Genomic DNA, 18,612 nt, shown 5'->3' with positions numbered 1-18,612 from the left:
TTTTTATTTTAATTTTCTTACGAATTCAATAACATTGCTATGAATATTAGTTTTTTGCGGATCATTTGCCACCTCTAGTTCGACCAACTCGCCCCAACGTTGCCATAGCATTTTTTTCTTATCGTCATGTTGTGAACGATGATAGGTTCTAACCAATTTATTGAGTGGAAGGTGATTCAAACACAATTCGATTACTCTCTCTTCTGCGTCTAATCTCTCAGCCCAATTAGTTGCAGCACTACGTCGTAAATCATGTACGGTAAATGGTTCCATATCAGATAGCGAACGAGAAATGAATCGCCTTAAAGCTCTGGTTATCGAGTCAACTAAAATTGGCTCTATTTCATCTGTTTTGGGGCGATCAGATTCGAATACGAAATCACCATTGGCATACTGCGCCTGCTCTTCAATGACTGATTTCGCCTGAGGGGAAATAAAAACAGTATGAGCTCTACCATTTTTTGTTTCAGGTATAGTCCATATATCATCTTTTATCTGTGAAAAACGCATATTAGCGACTTCGCCTCTACGACATCCGGTCAGTATCAATAGCTTGATCGCATTCGCCGCTGGCAGAGAAATAGTGGCATGGCGAGAAACGCCACGCCCTCCGGCCGCCAAGCTACCACCACTCCCAAGATCCTCATCTATCGCCTTCCACAGCCTGCGCAATTCGGGAACTGTCAGCCATCGCTCTCTTGGCGAACCGGCACTGGCACCAAAGTCCTTTGGTCGCAACAGTCTCGCAGGGTTGGCCTCGATCAAACAGTGAACCACTGCATAATCCAACATCTGGTTCAGCGTTCCCAACCCTTTACGGGTTTCGTCTTTTGTTGCGCGCCTGGTTATCTCTAACGCTTGTGCCAAGTGGGCACGAGTCAGATCGATTAAGCGAATATTGCCCAGAGTCTTCTTGAGATGACGATTCCAACGCTCCTGATGGCATTGGAGGGTTTTGGGTTTGACGGCCTGAGCAACATGCTGTGCTTCGAGCCATCGTCCAAGCAACTCATCCATCGTCAGGGCTGTTTCATTTTTAGCCTTTTCTTGTGCCGCAAACTTGGTAGGATCAATGCCCCGCTTCACAAGCAGCACCGCTTTCCCATGCTCCTCTCTGGCTTTAGCCAGAGTCAGAGCAGGATAACTCCCCAGCAACAATTCGCCTTCACTACCACCAATCTTGAAGCGATATACAAAACGCTTGAGGCCACTTTCACGGATTTCTATTTTGAGTCCGCCACCATGCTTCGATTGAATCGCATAGCGTTTCACTTTAACCCCTTCGACTGGCTTGAGTGACGAGATCTCCAAGTCTTTACTTATCGCCATCCGTACCCCTCTCTGTACCCCTCCAGTGCAGTGCATTGGAGTGAGACTTTATGAAACAACTTGATACAGACATATTATGTAAACAACTGTTTTTAATCAAAAAAACATTTAATATAAAACCAACTGATTCTATATGAAACTAATAATTTCTGGACTCCTAAGGGACAGGCCACTGGTTCGACTCCAGTCGGGAGCCCCATATAAAACAAGGGGTTGGCATCATCACGACGCCAACCCCTTGGTCGTTTTTGGCGACAATGAATCTGGCCTGCCAACCTGCGGTGATGACCCTCTCCTTTCTGCGTTCAGAGCATGCGCTCTCTGATAGACTGCTTCTCTTCGGCTTGTCTGTGAGGCCAAGCCCTGTTTCATCTTGCAAAGGAGTGTTGGATGTCCGGATGTTCCTGGTGGGATAGATCCACCGGTTTTGCACTGCTGACCATTGTGCTGTGGGCCTCGCTGGCGGCGCTGACGTCACGGGTCACCAGCGTGTCACCACTGGTGCTGGTCGGGCTGGTGCTGTTTTTCTGCGGGGCCGGGACCTTGCCGTTCTGGCGCCAGTGGCGTGCTCGCCCAACTACCTGGCTGGTGACGATTGCGGCCTTGCTACTCTACCATCTGCTGCTCTTTATGAGCTTTCGCCATGCCCCTGTGCTGGAGGCAAACCTCATCAACTACCTCTGGCCGCTCTGCATCATTCTGTTCACCCCGCTGTTGCTGCCCGGCCACCCACTCCATGCCCGTCACCTGCTGGCTGGCGCCTTTGGTCTGGCGGGCTCCATGCTGGTGATGGTCAACGGCGAGCTGCAACTGCAGCAGGCCTATCTGCCGGGATACCTGCTGGCGCTGGGCGCGGCTGTCGTCTGGAGCGCCTACTCGGTGCTGTCACGCCGTCTGCCACCAGCACCCGCCGTGGTCACTGCAGCAGCCTGCCTGCCCGCAGGTTTGTTGGCGCTGCTGCTCGCTCGTCTGCTCGAAGGGCCTCTGCCGCTCGCGCAGATCCCCACCAGTGACTGGTGGCTGATCATCGGGCTGGCGCTGGGCCCGATGGGGGCCGCCTTTGTCACCTGGTATCTGGCGCTACGGGATGGGGATCCACGGCGGATTGGGGCGCTGGCCTACCTGACACCGCTGCTGAGTACCTTGCTGCTGGTGTTGCTCAATGGAGAAACGCTGACCTCGCGCCATCTGCTGGCCGGCGCCCTGATCATGGGAGGCGCCCTGCTCGGTATGCTGGGCCCACGCAACAACGCGCAAGCATCCCCAGCCAGTTAACTCGGCAACATGGGGCCACCTGACCCACGCTGTCATAAAAACGCCACCATCCCTGTTTAGGCTCGGGCCATGCTCCCCCATGGTCTGTGCTGACAGGAATCACCCCGTGAAAATCGCCCATTACGCCACCCTCTCCTCTCTGGTTCTGTTACTTGTCGCGGGAGGGCAGGCGCTGTCCCTCTACCACGGCTGGCAACAACTTGCCCGAACCAGTCAGGCCCAGCATCAGCACGAAACGCTGCAACAACTGGTGACCGTGACGCTGCAAAACAGTCTGCGGGACTACCTCAACAGCGGCGATCCGCAGCAACTGACCGCGGCAGAGAAGATCCGCCAGCAAGCGCTCTCCTCGATGGCCGCTCAGGATGATGCCGTGGCGGCCCCGCTCAGGCAGCAACTCGAACAGATGGCGCAGCGTATCGCGCACGACTATCAGGCCGCAGGCAAGCTCTCGGGCAACAGCCAGCTGCTGCTGCAAAATGCGGAGAGTGAGCTGGGCAGCCAGGTTATGGCGCTGATCCGCTATGGGGAGCAAGGCGCCAGCAGCGAACAAGCTGCCGTAGCGCAGCAATATCGCAGCGGTGCGGCCGAGATCCTGGCCAGCCTGCCGCGCCTCGCCCATTTGCGGCAAAGCTATATGGAGCAGGGCAACGAGAAGCTGCTCGAGGGGATCCGTTTCGAACTGGAGGCACTACAAAAACAGACGCAAGCGCTGCAAGCCTTGCCGCTGCTCGGCCTTTATGAAGAGGCGCCCACCGATGAGTTCACGCTGGGGGAGCCGGTGCGCAAGGAGCTGGGGGATCAACCGCGCAGTGAATTACGCTCGCTGCTGGGCCGCTATCCGCAGGAGCTGGTCAACAGCCGCACGGCGCTGCAACAGCAACAGGCTGGCCGCCAGGCCGTGCAGCAAGACATCATGGCGATGTTGCAAGCGACCAGGCAGATGGGGGAGCAACTTGCCCGCGAGCGGCAAGCTGTCAATCAGGAGTTGGCCACCATCCTCGGCACGCTGGCGCTCTGTCTGGTGGTGGTCGCCCTGCTGTTTGCGCTGGTGCAACGACGCTGGCTGCTCACCCCCTTGTTGCGACTGCGCCGTGCCTTTATGCAGCTCGATCAGACAGGGCAGGCCGAGCCGTTGCCTGCCGGGCACGATCGCAACGAGCTGGCCGATATCGTTGCCAGCTACAACCGGCTGATCGGCCGCCTGCAACTGGATCAGCAACAGAAAGAGGGGCAGCTGTCAGCGGTATCCCTCAGCCTGCAAGGAATGGTCAGCCAGGTTGACGAGATCCACCACAGCACCCGCACCACCGAACAGGTGGTCGACGAGAGCGGTCAGATGATGGATGAGCTGAACCAGCTGGCCGGAGAGGTCCATCAGGTCGCCGCCGACATCGCCCGGCATGCCCACCATAACGAACAAGCGATGAGCCAGAGCGAAGATCTGGTGGGTAGTATGCTGCACGCCACTCATCAGACCGGACTGGCAATTGATGAGAGCGATGAGGCGCTGCAAGCCCTCACCCGCTCGGTTGCCGATGTGACGGCCATTGTCGATGTGATCGGTCATATCGCTCAGCAGACCAACCTGCTGGCCCTCAACGCCGCCATTGAAGCGGCCCGCGCGGGGGAGCAGGGGCGCGGCTTTGCCGTGGTCGCGGATGAAGTGCGCCACCTCTCGGCCAATACCCAGCAATCCCTCAACCAGATCACCGATATTCTGGGGCGTCTGACCCAATCCGGTGAACAGCTTGGCACCGTGCTGAACCGGATCACCAGCGAGTCAAGCCGCCAGCGGGCACAGGCGGAGCAACTGCGCCAGACCACCCGGGCGGTACGGGAGATCGCCCGCAACACCGCAGTCATCGCCCTGCAGGGGGCCGACAACGCCAAAAGTCAGGAGCACAAGCTGGCCAGTTTTGCTGATCTGATCGCCCGTATCCATCAGCATGCCCGGCAGGTGAGTCAGCTCTCGGTGCAGGTTTCGTCCCATATCCATCATCAGGCGCAGCAGATCCCACGCATCCTCGGCCAGCAAGGCTGACCTTGCTTCTTATCGCCCACTTCCCTGCCAAGCGACTTTCCCTCCCTTGGCGGGAAAGTTTTTTTGCGCCACAAAATTATCTGTTACCTGCCGGTTAACTACGCCCTTCCCCGCTGCAGTATGAAAACCCGCACTGGCGCTGGTCGCAGCCACAAGAAAACGCTTTCATTACCGTAATACCTGCCGCTAGGCTGTTTACGACCTTGCCCATGATTATTTGCACTCGGTCATACTTTTGAAACGTTGAGGGAACTTTTCATTGATATTTCGCACCGCGAACGTACTCTTGGAGTTGTCCGATAGCCAAGAATCGGAACATAAAAAAACAACATGTGATGATCAGGACTGCGAACTACAGATGTGCCAAGACATCCGGATTTGCAGGTAACCAAGACAAGATTTTTTGCCCTTCGGGGTTTTGATTGCAATGCCAATACCGAGCGGTAGGCCTGATGCCAACTGCCGGAAAAAAAAAGCTAAGTCCATAAAATCAGGAGCAATAAAAATGGAAAAAGTGATCTTCAAGCGCGCCGCTTTGAGTGCCGCTGTGGTAGCCGCGCTGGTCGCCCCCGGCATGGCATTGGCTGCTCAGGACATGATGAGCCCAAACTACGGCAAATCCTATGAGGCCTTTGCCGATGATGCCAAGCTGAGCGGTGGCCTGTTCTACTTCCAGCGTGAGCGTGATCGTAAGAATGATGAGGGTAAGTACCAAAGCAACCTGAGCCACTCTACCGCTCAAGCAGCCCTTAACTTCAACTCTGGCTACGCGTGGGATGTTGTAGGCCTGGATCTCGGTGGCTATGGTGCCTACGACCTCGCCGTTGACCAGACTAACGGTGCCAACGAAGAAAATGAATTCTCCTTCTGGGGCAGTTCTTGGGGCACTAGCGATGGCTTGTCCGAGAACGGTGCCAGCCTGACCAATGCGGCTCTGAAGTTCAAATTTGGCAACAGCGTGACTGCCAAAGGCGGTTACACCCAGCTCTATGTTCCCGGTATCATCGGTGTGAACTGGTCCTATCAGCCGGGTACCTATCGCGGTGGCCAGATTGAAGGCAACTTCGGTGGTCTCTACCTGACCTACGCCATCGCTGACGAATACAAAGCCCCTTGGTTCAAAGAAACCCAGATGTTCTCTCGTTCCAAGTCCAAGCCTTGGGTGTCTGGTTACAGTCCATTGGAAGATCAATACAAGATCGATTACATCCACGGTATCGCAGCCCGTTACACCTTCGAAAATGGCACTGCTGTGACAGGTTCATTTGGTCAATCTAAAGACTACATGGACAGCTATCACTTCAAACTGGCCCACAAGTTTGACGTAATTGGCGGCCTCTCCACCAGCTACCAGTTCTACGGTTCTGAAACCTCTGATTTTGTCGCTACCGCAGGTGATGCAGGCAAAACCTACGATGGTATGGCATGGCAGCAAGCGCTGACCGCCGCATGGAACTACGCCCAGTACGGTTTCCGCCTGGAAGGTCTGTGGACCAAGGCTGAGGGTGATGAAGGCAACTACCTGCCCCGTCTGACCCGTGGCTACGGCAACTCACAGGGTGCCAACGAAATTTGGTGGGATTCCCGCTCCGACTGGAACGCCAACAACGAAAAAGCGCTGTTCTTCGGCGTGACTCGCTCGCTGGATGATTTGGTAGGTGCACCTGGCTGGTCTGTCGGTGTCTCCGGCGCCTACGGTTGGGATATTGAAGACGGTTACGGCCAGAAGCATGCTTCCGGCGAAGATACCGAATGGGCAGCCAACTTTGATGTCAGCTATACCGTGCAGGATGGCAAGCTGAAAGGCACCCTGTTCAAACTGCACTACACCGACTACAACAACGATCTGCCAACCAGCTGGGCATATCCGAACGTGTTCGCCTCCGAGCAGGACGTCAAGTTCCACATCATCATGCCGTTTACCATCATGTAATCAGGCAATACGATGTCAGCAAACCGGGCCACTTGGCCCGGTTTTCTTTTTTCCGGTTGGCAGGCTAACATGCGAGCCGGATAAGGGTTTTATCCGCTCACCAGCCCGCACGCTTTTGTCAGCAGTCACAAGGACGCCATCATGCCCCGTTTTGTTCTGATCACCGGTTGTTCCAGCGGTATTGGCCTCACCGCCGCACAGGCGCTGGGGCAGCACGGTTTTACCGTGATCGCCTCGGCGCGCAAGGCGGAAGATGTGGCCCGCTTGCAGCAACAGGGATTGCTGGCAGTACAACTGGATCTGGCAGACCCCGCCTCCATCGAGCTGGGTGCCAGTGCGGCGCTCCATCTGGCGGGCGGGCGCCTCTATGGCCTGTTCAACAACGGCGCTTATGGCCAACCCGGTGCGCTGGAAGATCTGCCCACCGAGGCGCTCAGGGAGCAGTTCAATACCAACCTGTTTGGCTGGCACCATCTGATCCGGCAGGTGCTGCCGCCGATGCTGGAGGCCAAAGAGGGCCGGATAGTGCAGAACAGCTCGGTACTGGGGCTGGTTGCCATGAAGTATCGCGGCGCCTACAACGCCAGCAAATTTGCGCTGGAAGGTTATAGCGACACCCTGCGCCTCGAACTGGCGGGCAGCGGGGTACATATCAGCCTGATTGAACCGGGCCCCATCGATACCCGTTTTCGTGCCAATGCCCGCAGCGCCTTCTTGCGTCACATCGATCCGGCCCAGAGCCGCCATCAGTCGGCCTACCGCCAGACCCTGACGCGGCTGGAAAAAGAGGGGGCCACCAGCGGCTTTACCCTCTCCAGCGAAGCCTGCATCCCGCCACTGCTCCATGCACTGACCCACGCCCATCCCAAGGCGCGCTATCCGGTGACCACTCCGACCCGGCTGTTTGCCTTCCTGCGACGGGTATTGCCCACTCGCTGGCTCGACAAACTGCTGGCCAAATCGGCCTGATCCGGTGATTGGCGACAAGCATCCTGCCGCCCGGATTGGGTTAGCTGTATAGAGGCGTAATCCAATCCGCCAACCTTGTTTATCCCTCTCTTCAATAGTGTTCACCGTTGCTGTAGTAGGCGCTCTTGACCAGGGGGATCACCTGCACCACCACATAGGTCTGCTCCCCCAGTACCTGCTTCAGATGGCGCGTAATAAGGCGCGCGGCGGCATCCTGCATCTCCTGCGGCCGTTCGAACCAGTGCAACTCGACAAACGGAAATCCCGCCTCTGGCTCGCCGTTACGGATCCAGCAACTCTCCACCCGCTCCATGGTGACAAACTCCGGCTTGCCGCCGGTCAGCTCGCAAAGCTCGGCCAGCAGCGGGCCGCTCAGCTGTTGCAGGGTATCGAGCGTCACGGCGCGAAAACGAAGATGGGGCATGGCAAACCTCTTGGTTATCTGAAATGAGGACTTATCATAGGAGTTATTGTCAGCAAGAGAAGTCACCCGGCGCATATTAAGGATCCCCATGAGGTTTCATCGCACCCTCTTTGCCTTCCTGCTCTGCCTGCTGCTACCGCTGCACGCCTTTGCCGATCCCGCCTTCTATCGGGTGAGCAAGGGCAACCAGCAACACTGGCTGCTGGGCTCCATCCATGCGGGCAAGCCTTCCCTCTATCCTCTTCCCGAGCCGGTCGAGCGCGCCTGGCTGCAGAGTCGCGCACTGGTGATGGAGGTGGACATGAACAGCATCACGCCGGATCAGTGGCAACAGACCGCCTCCCTTACCCGACTGGTGGATGGCAAACCGCTCAAGGATCATCTGCCTGCCGAGCTCTATCAACGCACCCTGATGGCGGGCGCCCGCTATGGCATCGACGAGGCTACCCTCGCCACCCTGCGCCCCTGGTTTGCCGCCATTACCCTGACCCAGGCCGCCATGGCCCGCTCCGACTTCAAGAGTGAACTAGGGATAGACCAGCACTTTGCTACCCGGGCCGACAAAGAGGGCAAGCCGGTAGTGGGCTTTGAAACCCTGCTGGAGCAGCTCGGTTATCTGGCCAGCGTGGGTGACAACCAGACCCTGATGCTCGCCAGCACCCTGGATGAGCTGCCGATGCTGGAGAGCGGGTTCGCCGCCGTGATGAAGGCGTGGCAGCAGGGGGATGAGGCGACGCTGATCAATCTGCTCAAGGAGGAGATGGCCCCGCCCGCGCTACAGAGCTGGATGGAGCAGACCCTGCTGGCCGAGCGCAACCACAACTGGCTGAAAAAATGGTCCACCCTGCCCAGCGAGAGCTTTATCGTGGTAGGCGCGCTGCACCTTTACGGCGAACAGGGATTGCTGGCGTTGCTTGAGCAGCAGGGGTGGCACATTACCCCGCTCACCACCCCGGGCCCGGTGCAGACTCAGGAACAAGGAGTCCAGTGAGAACGATCACAGAACACACTGGTTATTAAACAACCTGAAAGGGAGTTGATCGGGATCATCCCGGACGGGGCAAAGAGGTATTTATCATGCCTGTCATCAACCGGGTGACAGGAGCAATAAAATGGACTTTTGGCTGGACCTGATGTTTGGCAACAGCGTGGGATTGATGTCGATGCTGGTGATTATCGGCACCTTCTTGCTCATCAGCTCTTACGCGGCTTACTTCATCTACAAAGTGATGCACTCGCAGCCACCTCATTCACAGCAACCCTATTCTCAACAACCCAAAGAGGGAAAATAATCCTCTGACACAGGCGGTCGCTCACACTGACCGCCTGTGCTGTTTTATGGTTCGCGACTGTGCTTCCCGGGCCAGACTGCACTAATGTCCATGCTTGGCGCCCCTTATCCCCTCCCCCTTTCCCCGTTTTCTGTGCCGGTTACGGCCGTTATAATGGCCCCCACTTTTTCTTATGGGGAGCCTGCCGTGTCTCATAACGACGAACTCTCGCTATTCATGAATGAAGTGGCCGACGTGCGGCCCATTCGCAGCGACAACATCCATCCCCATGCGGCCAAATCCGCCCCGACCGAGGCGCAGCTCGCTCGCCGTCAGGCTGCCACCGCCGAGCAACTCGCCCTCGACCACCTCACCATGGAGGCCATCGAGATGCGCGATCCGCACGAAATCGTCGGCTTCAAACGCGATGGGGTGCAGGAGGGGGTCTACAAGAAGCTGCGGCTCGGCAAATACGAGCTGCAGGCCAGCCTGGACTTGCACCAGAAAACCCTCAATGAGGCGCGCCAGACACTGGTGCAGTTCATTGCGGATTGTGAAGTCCGGGATATCCGCTGCCTGCTGATCCTGCACGGCAAGGGGGAGCGCAGCACCCCGCGCGCCCTGCTGAAAAGCTATGTCAGCGCCTGGTTGCCGCAACTGCCCGCCGTCATGGCGATCCACAGCGCCGAGCGTCGCCACGGCGGCAGCGGTGCTCTATACGTGCTGCTGCGTAAAAGCGAACGCAAAAAAGCGGAAAACCGCGAACGGCACCAGAAGCGGCTCGGCTAATCCGCGTTTCGCCCCCACGCCTTTGGCCCGCCTGCATGAAGGTGGTCAACTATACAGCGGCGGTGTTAGCATCGAACGGCCCCGAGCATGCCAGGTACGGGGCGGCATACCATCAGGGACGATAACAAGGACAATCCCATGTCATATCAAAAGCTTGAACAACATCAGCAGCAGATCCACCGCTTTAGCCACCTCGCCGCCATCTGCGGCTGGGATCAGGCGGCCATGATGCCGGAAGGGGGCAACGATGCCCGCGCCGAAGCGATGGCCGAACTCGGTCTGCTAATCCACCAGAAGCGTACCGCTCCCGAGCTGGGTGACTGGATTGCCAGGGCCGAGAGCGAGCCGCTGGATGAGGTGCAACGGGCCAACCTCGGCGAGATCAAGCGCCAGTGGCAAGATGCCAGCCTGCTGCCCGGTGAGCTGGTCGAAGCGCTATCGCTCGCTGGCAGCAAGTGCGAGCACGCCTGGCGCAGCCAGCGCAAGAACAACGACTGGGCCGGCTTTGCTCCCAATCTCGAGGAGGTGGTGAAACTCTCCCGTGAAGTGGCGCAACTGCGGGCCGATGCGCTTGGCGTGCGCCCCTACGACGCCATGCTGGCGCTCTATGAGCCGGGCATGACCAGCGCGCGGCTCGATCAGATCTTCGGCGATCTCACCAGCTGGCTGCCGAACCTTATTCAGACCGTGAGCGAACAGCAAAAGGGCGATGCCCTGCTGCTGCCGCAAGGCCCCTTCCCTATCCCGCCCCAACAGGCGCTCGGTCAGGAGGTAATGGGACTGCTCGGCTTTGATTTCGCCCACGGCCGCCTCGATGTGAGCAGTCACCCCTTCTGTGGCGGCGTGCCGACCGATGTGCGGATCACCACCCGCTATAACGAGCAGGAGTTTGTCTCCAGCCTGATGGGCATAGTGCACGAGACCGGCCATGCCCGTTACGAACAGGGGCTGCCGCGCCATCTGCTGGGTCAGCCGGTGGCCGAAGCGCGCTCCATGGCAATCCACGAGAGCCAGAGCCTGTTTTGCGAGATGCAGCTGGGCCATCATCCGGCCTTTCTGAGTCTGCTGGCACCGCGCATTCGTCACCACTTCGGCGAGCAGGCGGCGTTTGCGCCGGACAATCTGGCCAAGCTCTACAGCCGGGTCGAGCCGGGCTTTATCCGGGTCGATGCGGACGAGGTGACCTATCCGGCCCACGTCATCCTGCGCTACGAGCTGGAGCGGGATCTGGTGGAAGGGAAGATCGAGGTGGCCGACATCCCCGAGCTGTGGGACGCCAAGATGCAGCAGTGGCTGGGGCTCTCCACCAAGGGCAACTACCGCAATGGCTGCATGCAGGATATTCACTGGACCGACGGCTCGTTCGGCTACTTCCCGAGTTACACCCTGGGCGCCATGTATGCCGCCCAGCTACGCTTTGCGCTCGAGAAAGAGCTGGGCAGCATGGGTGAGGTGATCGCGGCGGGCCGTCTGCCGGAGATCTTCGGCTGGCTCGGTCGCCACATCTGGTCACAAGGGAGCCTGCACAGCACCGACGAGCTGGTGCGCCGTGCCACCGGTGAAGCGCTCAACCCGCACTGGCTGCGCCAGCATCTGGAACAGCGCTACCTGAAGTAATGAGCGCAGTAAGCTAACAGCAGAACGGGGCCCTTTTTAGTTAACCACTACAGGGCCCCGTTTTTATGGCGGTTCATTTTTATGGCAGTGCATGGCACAGCACGCCATCACCATGTAGTAAAAAGAGAGGATTCAGAGGGGATCAGGGGAACCCAGCAACTCGCGCAGTTGCAGGATATTGCCCTCAGGGTCGAAGGCATTGCGCACCACGAAACCGGGCCCTGTCCACTGCTGTGGCAGCAGGCCGCCGCCGAGATCCGCCGCCTTCGCTTCCGCCCAGGCAAGGCTGGAGACGGTGAAGAACAGCTTGATGGCCCCCTCTTCCCGTAGTTCTGGCGGGCGGTTGATAACGACCTGCTCGGCATAGGGCTCTGGAATGGCGTGGATCAGCAGCTGGATATCGCTGTTTTCCAGCACCACCAGCTGCTCATCCTGATTGCAGACCACCATCTGCAGCAATGTACGGTAAAACTGGGTCAGCAGGCCCGGATCCTTGGCATAGATCAGGGCACCGGCACGAGCGGGGCCTGGCATGGAGCACTCCTCAATAGTGAACGACCGGGTGGACAGATCTCCACCTTCTCACAGTTGCGCGCCCCGTTCGATCCTTTTTAGCGGCTCGTCAGACTCACTGCACAAAGTGCCACTGCCGCAGCGCCAGCGTCGGCGGCGGCCCCTGATCTTCGCCCATATCCGCCATGCCCAGCGCCTCGTCATAATGCACCCCGCCAGCGCCGCTCTCGGTCAGATGCTTGGCACGCACCGCCCCGTACAGACCGCCACTCCCGGCAATCTTCATCTCGGTGAGCGGAGCATAGAGGGCGGCATAGAGCGGGGTATTGCCCGACAACTTGACCCCATCCTTGCCACTGTATGCGGAATAGATGGAAATCGCCGGATTACCTGCCGGTGTCAGTCCCTGCTTGCCTGCCGTGACCTCGGCTCCGGCCCCGAGATCGATCTTGCCGCTGACGATCAGGGTCAGGCTGCTGCCCGGCTCGACCGTCAACTGGTTGCTGCCGCCCATGGTGAAATCCTTGCCGATCAGCAGCACCACATCCCCCTTGATGGTGAGCTTGGCATCCGACCCCATATTGAGGCTATCGAGCTGATACACGGTCTGCTCCTTGCCAAACAGCTCCCCCTTGCCGGGCAGCGGCAAGGCAGGCTTGTTCTGGTTACTGCTGGTGACCGAGCCGGTAGAGGGATCCGTGGTCAGCACCATCTGCTGGGTGGCCCCGAGCGTCAACGGGCCATTGATGGGCAGTGTTGCAGGGGGGAACGATTTGGCCAGCGCGGCCACATTGAGCGGGTCACACACCTGCCCGGCTACCGGTGGCAGCTTGGGGTGGGTGCGGTACTGGGGATCCAGATACTTCTGGTTTTCAGGGTCATTGAAGCTGCCAATCCCGCCATAGCTCAGCTGTCCACTGTCAATACTCGTCTTCCAGCCCATAGCAACGTCACCATTGACCGCCACCTGGCCACCGATGCGTCCCCCTTTCAGAGTCAAACTGCCGCCCCCTTTCACATTACCGGAGACCCGGACAATCTTGTCCGAAGAGGGGGAGATAATGACGTCACTCCCGGCATTCACGTTGCCGGAGATGGGGGAAGATCCGTTCAGGGTCACCGAGCCGGTCGCCCGTACATCGCCCCAGATGGGGGAGTGCCCGGCGAGCACCATATTGGCCTTGTCGCTAACGGTCGCCACCTTGGCATTCTGGTTGATGTTGGTGCCGCCATATTTGCCCTTACGCGAGTCATAGCTATCGATAAGACCGCTGCCGGAGAGGCTCAACCCTTCGCACGCCACCACCGAATCCTGGAAGATCAGATTGCCCGGTTCACGCTTGAGGGCAAACAGCGCGTTGAGGCTGGCATTTCCCTCCAGATAGCGGCCATGGCTCTGCAACGCCAGCTTGCTGTCGGCTTCAGTATCCAGCTGCTCGATGCTGAAGCGGCTACCCGCCATCGCCCCTTCGCCCTTGCCCGGCACCTTCTGCACCAGCCGATCCCACTCGATGCGCGGCTCGGCGCCAAGCGCCTGACGCAGGGCGCGATAACTCTCGTTCATTCCCTGCTCGGCACTGAGCTGCGCATTGATCTTCTTGTGAAAATTGCCGCTCAGGCGAGTCTGCAACTGGTTCTCCTGAATGCTGGTAAACACCAGCAGACTCGACAGCAGGCTCACTACCAGCACTACCAGCAATACGGCTCCCCGCTGCCTCTTCAATCCCTTGTTCATCCTGCTCCCCCAGTTGTGGCGTTGGCACCGGATGTGGCCAGCGCTGCCGCCCAGACCGCCTTGCGACGGGCCACCTGCACCTCTACCCCCGGCTCCAGATAGCCGGGCAGCCCTTCGGGCAAGATACGGATATTGACCAGCGTCCCCTGCTGGCCGAATTCAAGATCCTGAAGATGCGCCAGCAACAGGCGCGCGCCGTCCCCGTCATCGCAACTGAGTACCGGCGGCGTGAAGCGGTACTGCTCGGTAAAATCGGCGGTTTTCTGGTTGCCAAGGCAGGAGAGCACCTGACTGCCCCCCTCCACCTTGAAGGCGAGCGTCAGGCGATCAGGGGTGACGGCAATCAGCTGATCCGCCTGCTTGATGCTGTTGGTAAAGGTCAGCGTGGCAAAGCGCAGCACTTCGTTTGCCTGCTCCAGCGCCTTGCTCTGCTCGACCGTGCTCTTGATGGGCACGTACCCGGCAAAAATCGCCAGTATCAACATCAGACCGAGCACCATGGAGATCATCAGCTCGACGAGACTGACGCCTCGCTGTCGGGAGGGAACGCTCAGCATAGGGGGGGAAATCCTGCGTTCAGCGCCACCCGCTTGGCACCGGAGACCCGCTTGTCCTGCCACTCGATAGCGACCACAAAGTTATCGCTGTAGCGGTTCGGCAGCACCAGCCGGTGGCCATCATGCAGGGTGAAACGGGCGAGAAAATCGGCCTGGGTGAACCGCTCCGGCTTGCGCTGCACTTCGCACAGCGAGCTCCAGATCTGCTCCACGCTGTTGCTCGCCTCTATGGTGGCCAGCGTGCTCTGCAGGCTGTAGTGTGCCTGCTGCAACGAGACCACCTGCCCCTTGGCGAGACCGAGAAACACCATCACCGCCAACACCATGGAGACCATGATCTCCACCAGATTGAAACCCTGCTGGCGAGCAGGCGCGGCGTGTCTCATGAGCAACTCCCTTGCAGCAGCTGACCGCTCGGCGCCACACAGAGCACGCGCTGATCACCGAGTCGATTGGCCAGAGTGATCTCGGTGTGGCGGCTGCTGCCGGTTGGCGCGATCCGGATCGGCTCAAACGGCTCGATCACCACGCCGCCAGCGGGTGCTGCCGCCTGACGCAGCAACTTGCTATCGACCATCACCTCCCAACCGCCGCTCTCGGTGCCCTGCAGCACCACCGGCAGAGTCAGCTTGACCGCCTCGCTACGGGCAAAACGGTAGGCAGAAGCGAGCTCGGTAGCAGAGCGCTCGAGCCGCTCGGCCGCGAGGCGCTGACTCATGGAGGGCACCGCAACCAGCAGCAAGATGGCGGCAATGCCGACCGTGACCATCAACTCAATCAGGGTAAATCCGCGCACGTTCATCTTATGATCCCCAGCAGTCATGACGGTTGGCCGCGCGATAACCGGTGTGATCGAGCGTCAGAGTGCCGCACTCATCCTGTTGTCGCGTCGTCGGAATGGCTTTGAGCAGGTAGTCGCCAGCGTCTTGCTGGCTGTAGTTGAATTGGTAGAAATCCGTGCAGGGAGGAGGGACAAACGTGTCGGGATAACGGCCCTGTTGGGTATAGATACGTTCGAGGGCGAGCGCCTGCTCCAGCAGTTGCTGCTGTGCTTCGTAACGACGCCCCTGTTGCAGATACCCCTGATACGCTGGCAGCACGATGGCCGCGAGAATGCTGACAACCGTCATGGCGATCAGCAATTCGATCAGACTAAACCCCCGGCAATGGGGCCATGCCGTACAGTCGTTCACTTATCATCCTTGGCAAGTGTTGTTGTTATTGGTCGGCCGCTGGCCGCAAAGAGCATGACTTAATAATCACGAAAAATTAACTGACTCGATTGAACAACACAAAACCGTTCCCCTCAATCGCAAAAAGATAATTATGTGATCTGTTATCAGTTTTTAATCAGCTTGCAACACCACTAATCTCGCAAGGCAAATAAAGTTGAGCCAATCCCCCTGCCGAGTCGCTCGGGGTGAAACGACGGGGTAGCCGATTTTTGCTATCCCTGTCCGCTTCTGGCTAGTCACAACCCCCTCGCCCCCTTACTCTCTTGCCATCTATTCCAACAAAATATCCCAGCAAAGGCGCCATGCAATGAATGCGAAGCCAAGCCCAGACCCATCACCGGATGATGTGATCAACGCCCTCAGCCGCGAACAGTGCCACGCCGCGCGGCTCGCCCGCGATGCGCGCTTCGATGGCCGCTTCTTTACCGGCGTGATCTCGACCGGCATCTACTGCCGGCCCGTCTGTCCGGCACGGCCACCGCACGAGCACAATGTGCGCTACTTCCAAAGCGCCGCTGCCGCCGAGCAGTATGGCCTGCGCCCCTGTCTGCGCTGTCGCCCGGAGCTGGCCCCCGCAGCCCGTGGCGATCTGCCTGTTGAGCTGGCACGCATACTGGCCCGCATCGATCGCGGCGAGCTGGCGGACGGCACGCTCGCCGAACTGGCTGCAGAGGCCAGGATCAGCGAACGCACGCTGCGCCGCCAGTTCGAGCAGCACCTCGGTGCCTCGCCAAAACAGGTAGAGCAGACGCGCCGCCTGCTGCTCGCGAAACGGCTGCTGACCGAAACCGGGCTGCCCATCACAGATATCGCGTTTGCGGCAGGCTTTGCGAGTATCCGCCGCTTCAACGACGCTTGGCTGAACGCTTACGGGCTGGCCCCGCGCACCCTGCGCCAGCAAGAGCAGCACGATGACGCGACAGAACACATTGGCTCGGAGCCGCGCGGCGCAACCCTGACGCTGCAACTGCCCTACCGCCCTCCGTATGATGTGGCGGCCATGTTGGCGTTCTACCGGCTGCGGGCGATCCCGGGGCTGGAGCGGGTGGATAGTGAGGTGTATGAGCGGCGCTACCGGGTCGGCGATCAGGTTGCGCTGGTACGCATCGCGCAGGGCAAGGGGCATAGCCTGCAGCTCACCGTCCATGATCTGCCGCTCGCGGCGCTGCCTGATCTGCTGTATCGGGTGCGCCGGATGTGGGATCTCGATGCCGACATGCAGCGGATCGGCGATCGGCTCGGTCAGGATCCGCTGCTAGCCCGTTTGCAGGCGCGCTGGCCGGGCGTGCGGCTGCCCGCCGGCTGGGATGAGTACGAGGTGATGCTGCGCGCCATCGTCGGCCAGCAGGTGTCAGTCAAGGGGGCCATCACCCTGCTCGGGCGACTGGTGGCCCGCACCGGGGCGCAATTCGGAGTGGCGCAACTGCCGACCCCCGCCCAGTTGTGCGAACTCGATCTCGACGGCATCGGCATGCCCGGCAGCCGCATTCGCACCCTGCGGGGAGTGGCCGAGGCGCTGGCCAGCGGCGAACTGACCCTAACTACGGCCAATGACGAGCAGTTGCTGGCGCTACCGGGCATAGGCCCCTGGACAGTTTCTTACTGGCGGCTGCGCTGCGGGCTGGATACCGACGCCTTCCCCGCCTCCGATCTGGTGCTGCAAAAGGCGCTCGGGGGCGGCACCAAGCTGCCGGTGAAGGAGGTGTTGGCGCAAAGCGCAGCGTGGCAACCGTGGCGCAGCTATGCGGCCAGCTGGCTGTGGCACGCCATGAGCGAAGCACCCAATTTGCTGCTCCATGCCACCAGCAACGAAAACCAGCCAGATAACCAACAACAGGAGATAACCCCATGATCCGCTACGATATCCTGCCGACCCGCTGTGGCGATCTGCTGGTCGCCATCAATGAATCTGGTCTGGTACACGTGGACTTTGTGGTGGGCCTGCGAGCACTGCCAGATATGAGTGGCTGGCAACAAGAGCGCGAGGCGCTGGCCCCCTTCCTCGCCGAATTTGACGCCTATTTTGCCGGTCGCTTGCAGCGCTTCTCCCTGTCCCTTGCGGCTCGCGGCACCGCTTTTCAGCAAGCGGTGTGGCAATCATTGTGTGATATTCCCTACGGCGAAACTCGCAGCTACAGCGATATTGCCCGAGCCATCGGCAAGCCCGATGCGGTACGGGCAGTGGGGGCGGCAAACGGTCGCAATCCACTCTCGATCATCGTTCCCTGCCATAGGGTGATCGGCCAAAACGGCAGCCTGACCGGCTATGCGGGGGGATTGGAGATCAAAAAGATGCTGCTGGATCTGGAAAATAGCCCTCGTAATACCGCATCAAGCCACGCTACCTGAATATCACACGTTATATGCTATACCTCGTCATAAATGATAATTGAGAGCGCATGGCGTAACGTTAAATAACAAAACAGGTATGATAGCCTTCACATTAAGGTAATGGCGCAACATTCAACAACCATGACCCAACGAAAAAACAACAATTGAAATGGAAATTTCCTTTCCGTTCCAGATTATCAAGTGTGATTGCCATTCATTTTTACCCTCTGCTCAATTAGTATTATGCTGACCACAAACCACTTTTAATGACCGTTAGCGAATCCATATTGAATGAATAAAAATGACCGACAACGCCTGATCAAAACGCGCCTGATAATTGATAAGGAAGTCAGTGTAAAAGCGTTGGCCGGTACTTTTTCTGTGACCGAAAGAACGATCCGCAATGATTTACAAGCGCTAGCTGACAAGCATCTTTGCGAAATGTTCTATGGCGGTGCCAGATTGATCAAACATGATGAAGACATCTATTTTGAATCAACATCCATCAACAATCAGGGTGAGAGCGTGAACATTTTGTTAAATTTCACCCAGTTTTTTGAGACCCGCATTGAGTACCGTTTCCAGATATT

General features: G+C 58.6%; 19 protein-coding genes. 11 read left to right on the top strand and 8 right to left on the bottom strand.

Annotated features, from left to right (window positions below):
• Window positions 1-3 precede the first annotated feature (3 nt).
• A complete protein-coding gene (locus PG888_RS15110; RefSeq protein ID WP_182939006.1) occupies window positions 4-1,329 on the bottom strand; it encodes a tyrosine-type recombinase/integrase in 1,326 nt (441 codons plus the stop codon).
• Between the two features lie 390 nt (window positions 1,330-1,719).
• Between PG888_RS15110 and PG888_RS15105 the strand changes: the two genes are divergently transcribed.
• The 4 genes from PG888_RS15105 (at window position 1,720) to PG888_RS15090 (ending at window position 7,550) form a co-directional block, all read left to right on the top strand.
• Entirely contained in the window at window positions 1,720-2,604 is an 885-nt protein-coding gene (locus PG888_RS15105) for a DMT family transporter (protein WP_182939005.1), read from the top strand.
• Between the two features lie 106 nt (window positions 2,605-2,710).
• Entirely contained in the window at window positions 2,711-4,648 is a 1,938-nt protein-coding gene (locus tag PG888_RS15100) for a methyl-accepting chemotaxis protein (RefSeq protein ID WP_182939004.1), read from the top strand.
• 505 nt (window positions 4,649-5,153) lie between these two features.
• Complete coding sequence (locus PG888_RS15095; protein WP_182939003.1) at window positions 5,154-6,581, top strand: OprD family outer membrane porin; 1,428 nt, start codon at window positions 5,154-5,156, stop codon at window positions 6,579-6,581.
• A gap of 141 nt (window positions 6,582-6,722) precedes the next feature.
• Window positions 6,723-7,550, top strand: a complete 828-nt coding sequence (locus PG888_RS15090; RefSeq protein ID WP_182939002.1) for an SDR family oxidoreductase — start codon at window positions 6,723-6,725, stop codon at window positions 7,548-7,550.
• A gap of 91 nt (window positions 7,551-7,641) precedes the next feature.
• On the opposite strand, the gene PG888_RS15085 is transcribed toward PG888_RS15090, so the two are convergent.
• The gene (locus PG888_RS15085; protein WP_139407990.1) at window positions 7,642-7,974 is read right to left on the bottom strand and encodes a DUF1904 family protein; all 333 of its coding nucleotides are present in this window, start codon (window positions 7,972-7,974) and stop codon (window positions 7,642-7,644) included.
• 88 nt (window positions 7,975-8,062) lie between these two features.
• Between PG888_RS15085 and PG888_RS15080 the strand changes: the two genes are divergently transcribed.
• From PG888_RS15080 to PG888_RS15065, 4 genes are all read left to right on the top strand, one after another.
• Window positions 8,063-8,965, top strand: a complete 903-nt coding sequence (locus PG888_RS15080; RefSeq protein WP_182939001.1) for a TraB/GumN family protein — start codon at window positions 8,063-8,065, stop codon at window positions 8,963-8,965.
• A 121-nt stretch (window positions 8,966-9,086) separates the two neighbouring features.
• A complete protein-coding gene (locus PG888_RS15075; protein ID WP_182939000.1) occupies window positions 9,087-9,266 on the top strand; it encodes a DUF3149 domain-containing protein in 180 nt (59 codons plus the stop codon).
• A gap of 186 nt (window positions 9,267-9,452) precedes the next feature.
• Window positions 9,453-10,034 carry a DNA endonuclease SmrA gene (gene smrA / locus PG888_RS15070; RefSeq protein ID WP_005338734.1) on the top strand — a complete coding sequence of 194 codons (582 nt, stop codon included), beginning with the start codon at window positions 9,453-9,455 and terminating at the stop codon, window positions 10,032-10,034.
• 138 nt (window positions 10,035-10,172) lie between these two features.
• Window positions 10,173-11,651 carry a carboxypeptidase M32 gene (locus PG888_RS15065; protein WP_182938999.1) on the top strand — a complete coding sequence of 493 codons (1,479 nt, stop codon included), beginning with the start codon at window positions 10,173-10,175 and terminating at the stop codon, window positions 11,649-11,651.
• A 132-nt stretch (window positions 11,652-11,783) separates the two neighbouring features.
• Here the strand turns inward: PG888_RS15065 and PG888_RS15060 are convergent, their stop codons facing one another.
• The 6 genes from PG888_RS15060 to PG888_RS15035 all read right to left on the bottom strand — a co-directional run bounded on the left by PG888_RS15060 (window position 11,784) and on the right by PG888_RS15035 (window position 15,649).
• Window positions 11,784-12,185, bottom strand: a complete 402-nt coding sequence (locus PG888_RS15060; protein ID WP_182938998.1) for a VOC family protein — start codon at window positions 12,183-12,185, stop codon at window positions 11,784-11,786.
• A gap of 94 nt (window positions 12,186-12,279) precedes the next feature.
• Window positions 12,280-13,899 carry a DUF7305 domain-containing protein gene (locus PG888_RS15055; RefSeq protein ID WP_182938997.1) on the bottom strand — a complete coding sequence of 540 codons (1,620 nt, stop codon included), beginning with the start codon at window positions 13,897-13,899 and terminating at the stop codon, window positions 12,280-12,282.
• Window positions 13,896-14,456 (bottom strand): PilW family protein, encoded by a 561-nt coding sequence (locus PG888_RS15050; protein WP_182938996.1) that lies wholly within the window; start codon window positions 14,454-14,456, stop codon window positions 13,896-13,898. The genes PG888_RS15055 and PG888_RS15050 overlap by 4 nt, the downstream gene beginning before the upstream one ends.
• Window positions 14,450-14,842: a type IV pilus modification PilV family protein gene (locus tag PG888_RS15045; protein ID WP_182938995.1), complete on the bottom strand. Its 393-nt coding sequence runs from the start codon at window positions 14,840-14,842 to the stop codon at window positions 14,450-14,452. Before PG888_RS15045 ends, PG888_RS15050 begins: the two co-directional genes overlap by 7 nt.
• Window positions 14,839-15,258 carry a GspH/FimT family pseudopilin gene (locus PG888_RS15040; RefSeq protein ID WP_182938994.1) on the bottom strand — a complete coding sequence of 140 codons (420 nt, stop codon included), beginning with the start codon at window positions 15,256-15,258 and terminating at the stop codon, window positions 14,839-14,841. The genes PG888_RS15045 and PG888_RS15040 overlap by 4 nt, the downstream gene beginning before the upstream one ends.
• A gap of 1 nt (window position 15,259) precedes the next feature.
• Window positions 15,260-15,649 (bottom strand): type IV pilin protein, encoded by a 390-nt coding sequence (locus tag PG888_RS15035; protein ID WP_182938993.1) that lies wholly within the window; start codon window positions 15,647-15,649, stop codon window positions 15,260-15,262.
• Window positions 15,650-15,998: 349 nt separating this feature from the next.
• Here PG888_RS15035 and PG888_RS15030 point away from each other — a divergent pair, with 349 nt between their 5' ends.
• The 3 genes from PG888_RS15030 to PG888_RS15020 all read left to right on the top strand — a co-directional run.
• The gene (locus PG888_RS15030; RefSeq protein ID WP_182938992.1) at window positions 15,999-17,543 is read left to right on the top strand and encodes a DNA-3-methyladenine glycosylase 2; all 1,545 of its coding nucleotides are present in this window, start codon (window positions 15,999-16,001) and stop codon (window positions 17,541-17,543) included.
• The gene (locus tag PG888_RS15025) at window positions 17,540-18,040 is read left to right on the top strand and encodes a methylated-DNA--[protein]-cysteine S-methyltransferase (protein WP_182938991.1); all 501 of its coding nucleotides are present in this window, start codon (window positions 17,540-17,542) and stop codon (window positions 18,038-18,040) included. The genes PG888_RS15030 and PG888_RS15025 overlap by 4 nt, the downstream gene beginning before the upstream one ends.
• A 273-nt stretch (window positions 18,041-18,313) precedes the next feature.
• The coding region (locus tag PG888_RS15020) for a DeoR family transcriptional regulator (RefSeq protein ID WP_270693716.1) at window positions 18,314-18,612 on the top strand (299 nt) is incomplete at its 3' end.

Source organism: Aeromonas sp. QDB23 (assembly GCF_027707745.1).
Taxonomy (GTDB): domain Bacteria; phylum Pseudomonadota; class Gammaproteobacteria; order Enterobacterales; family Aeromonadaceae; genus Aeromonas; species Aeromonas allosaccharophila.
This window is presented reverse-complemented; position numbering and strand designations above follow the sequence as displayed.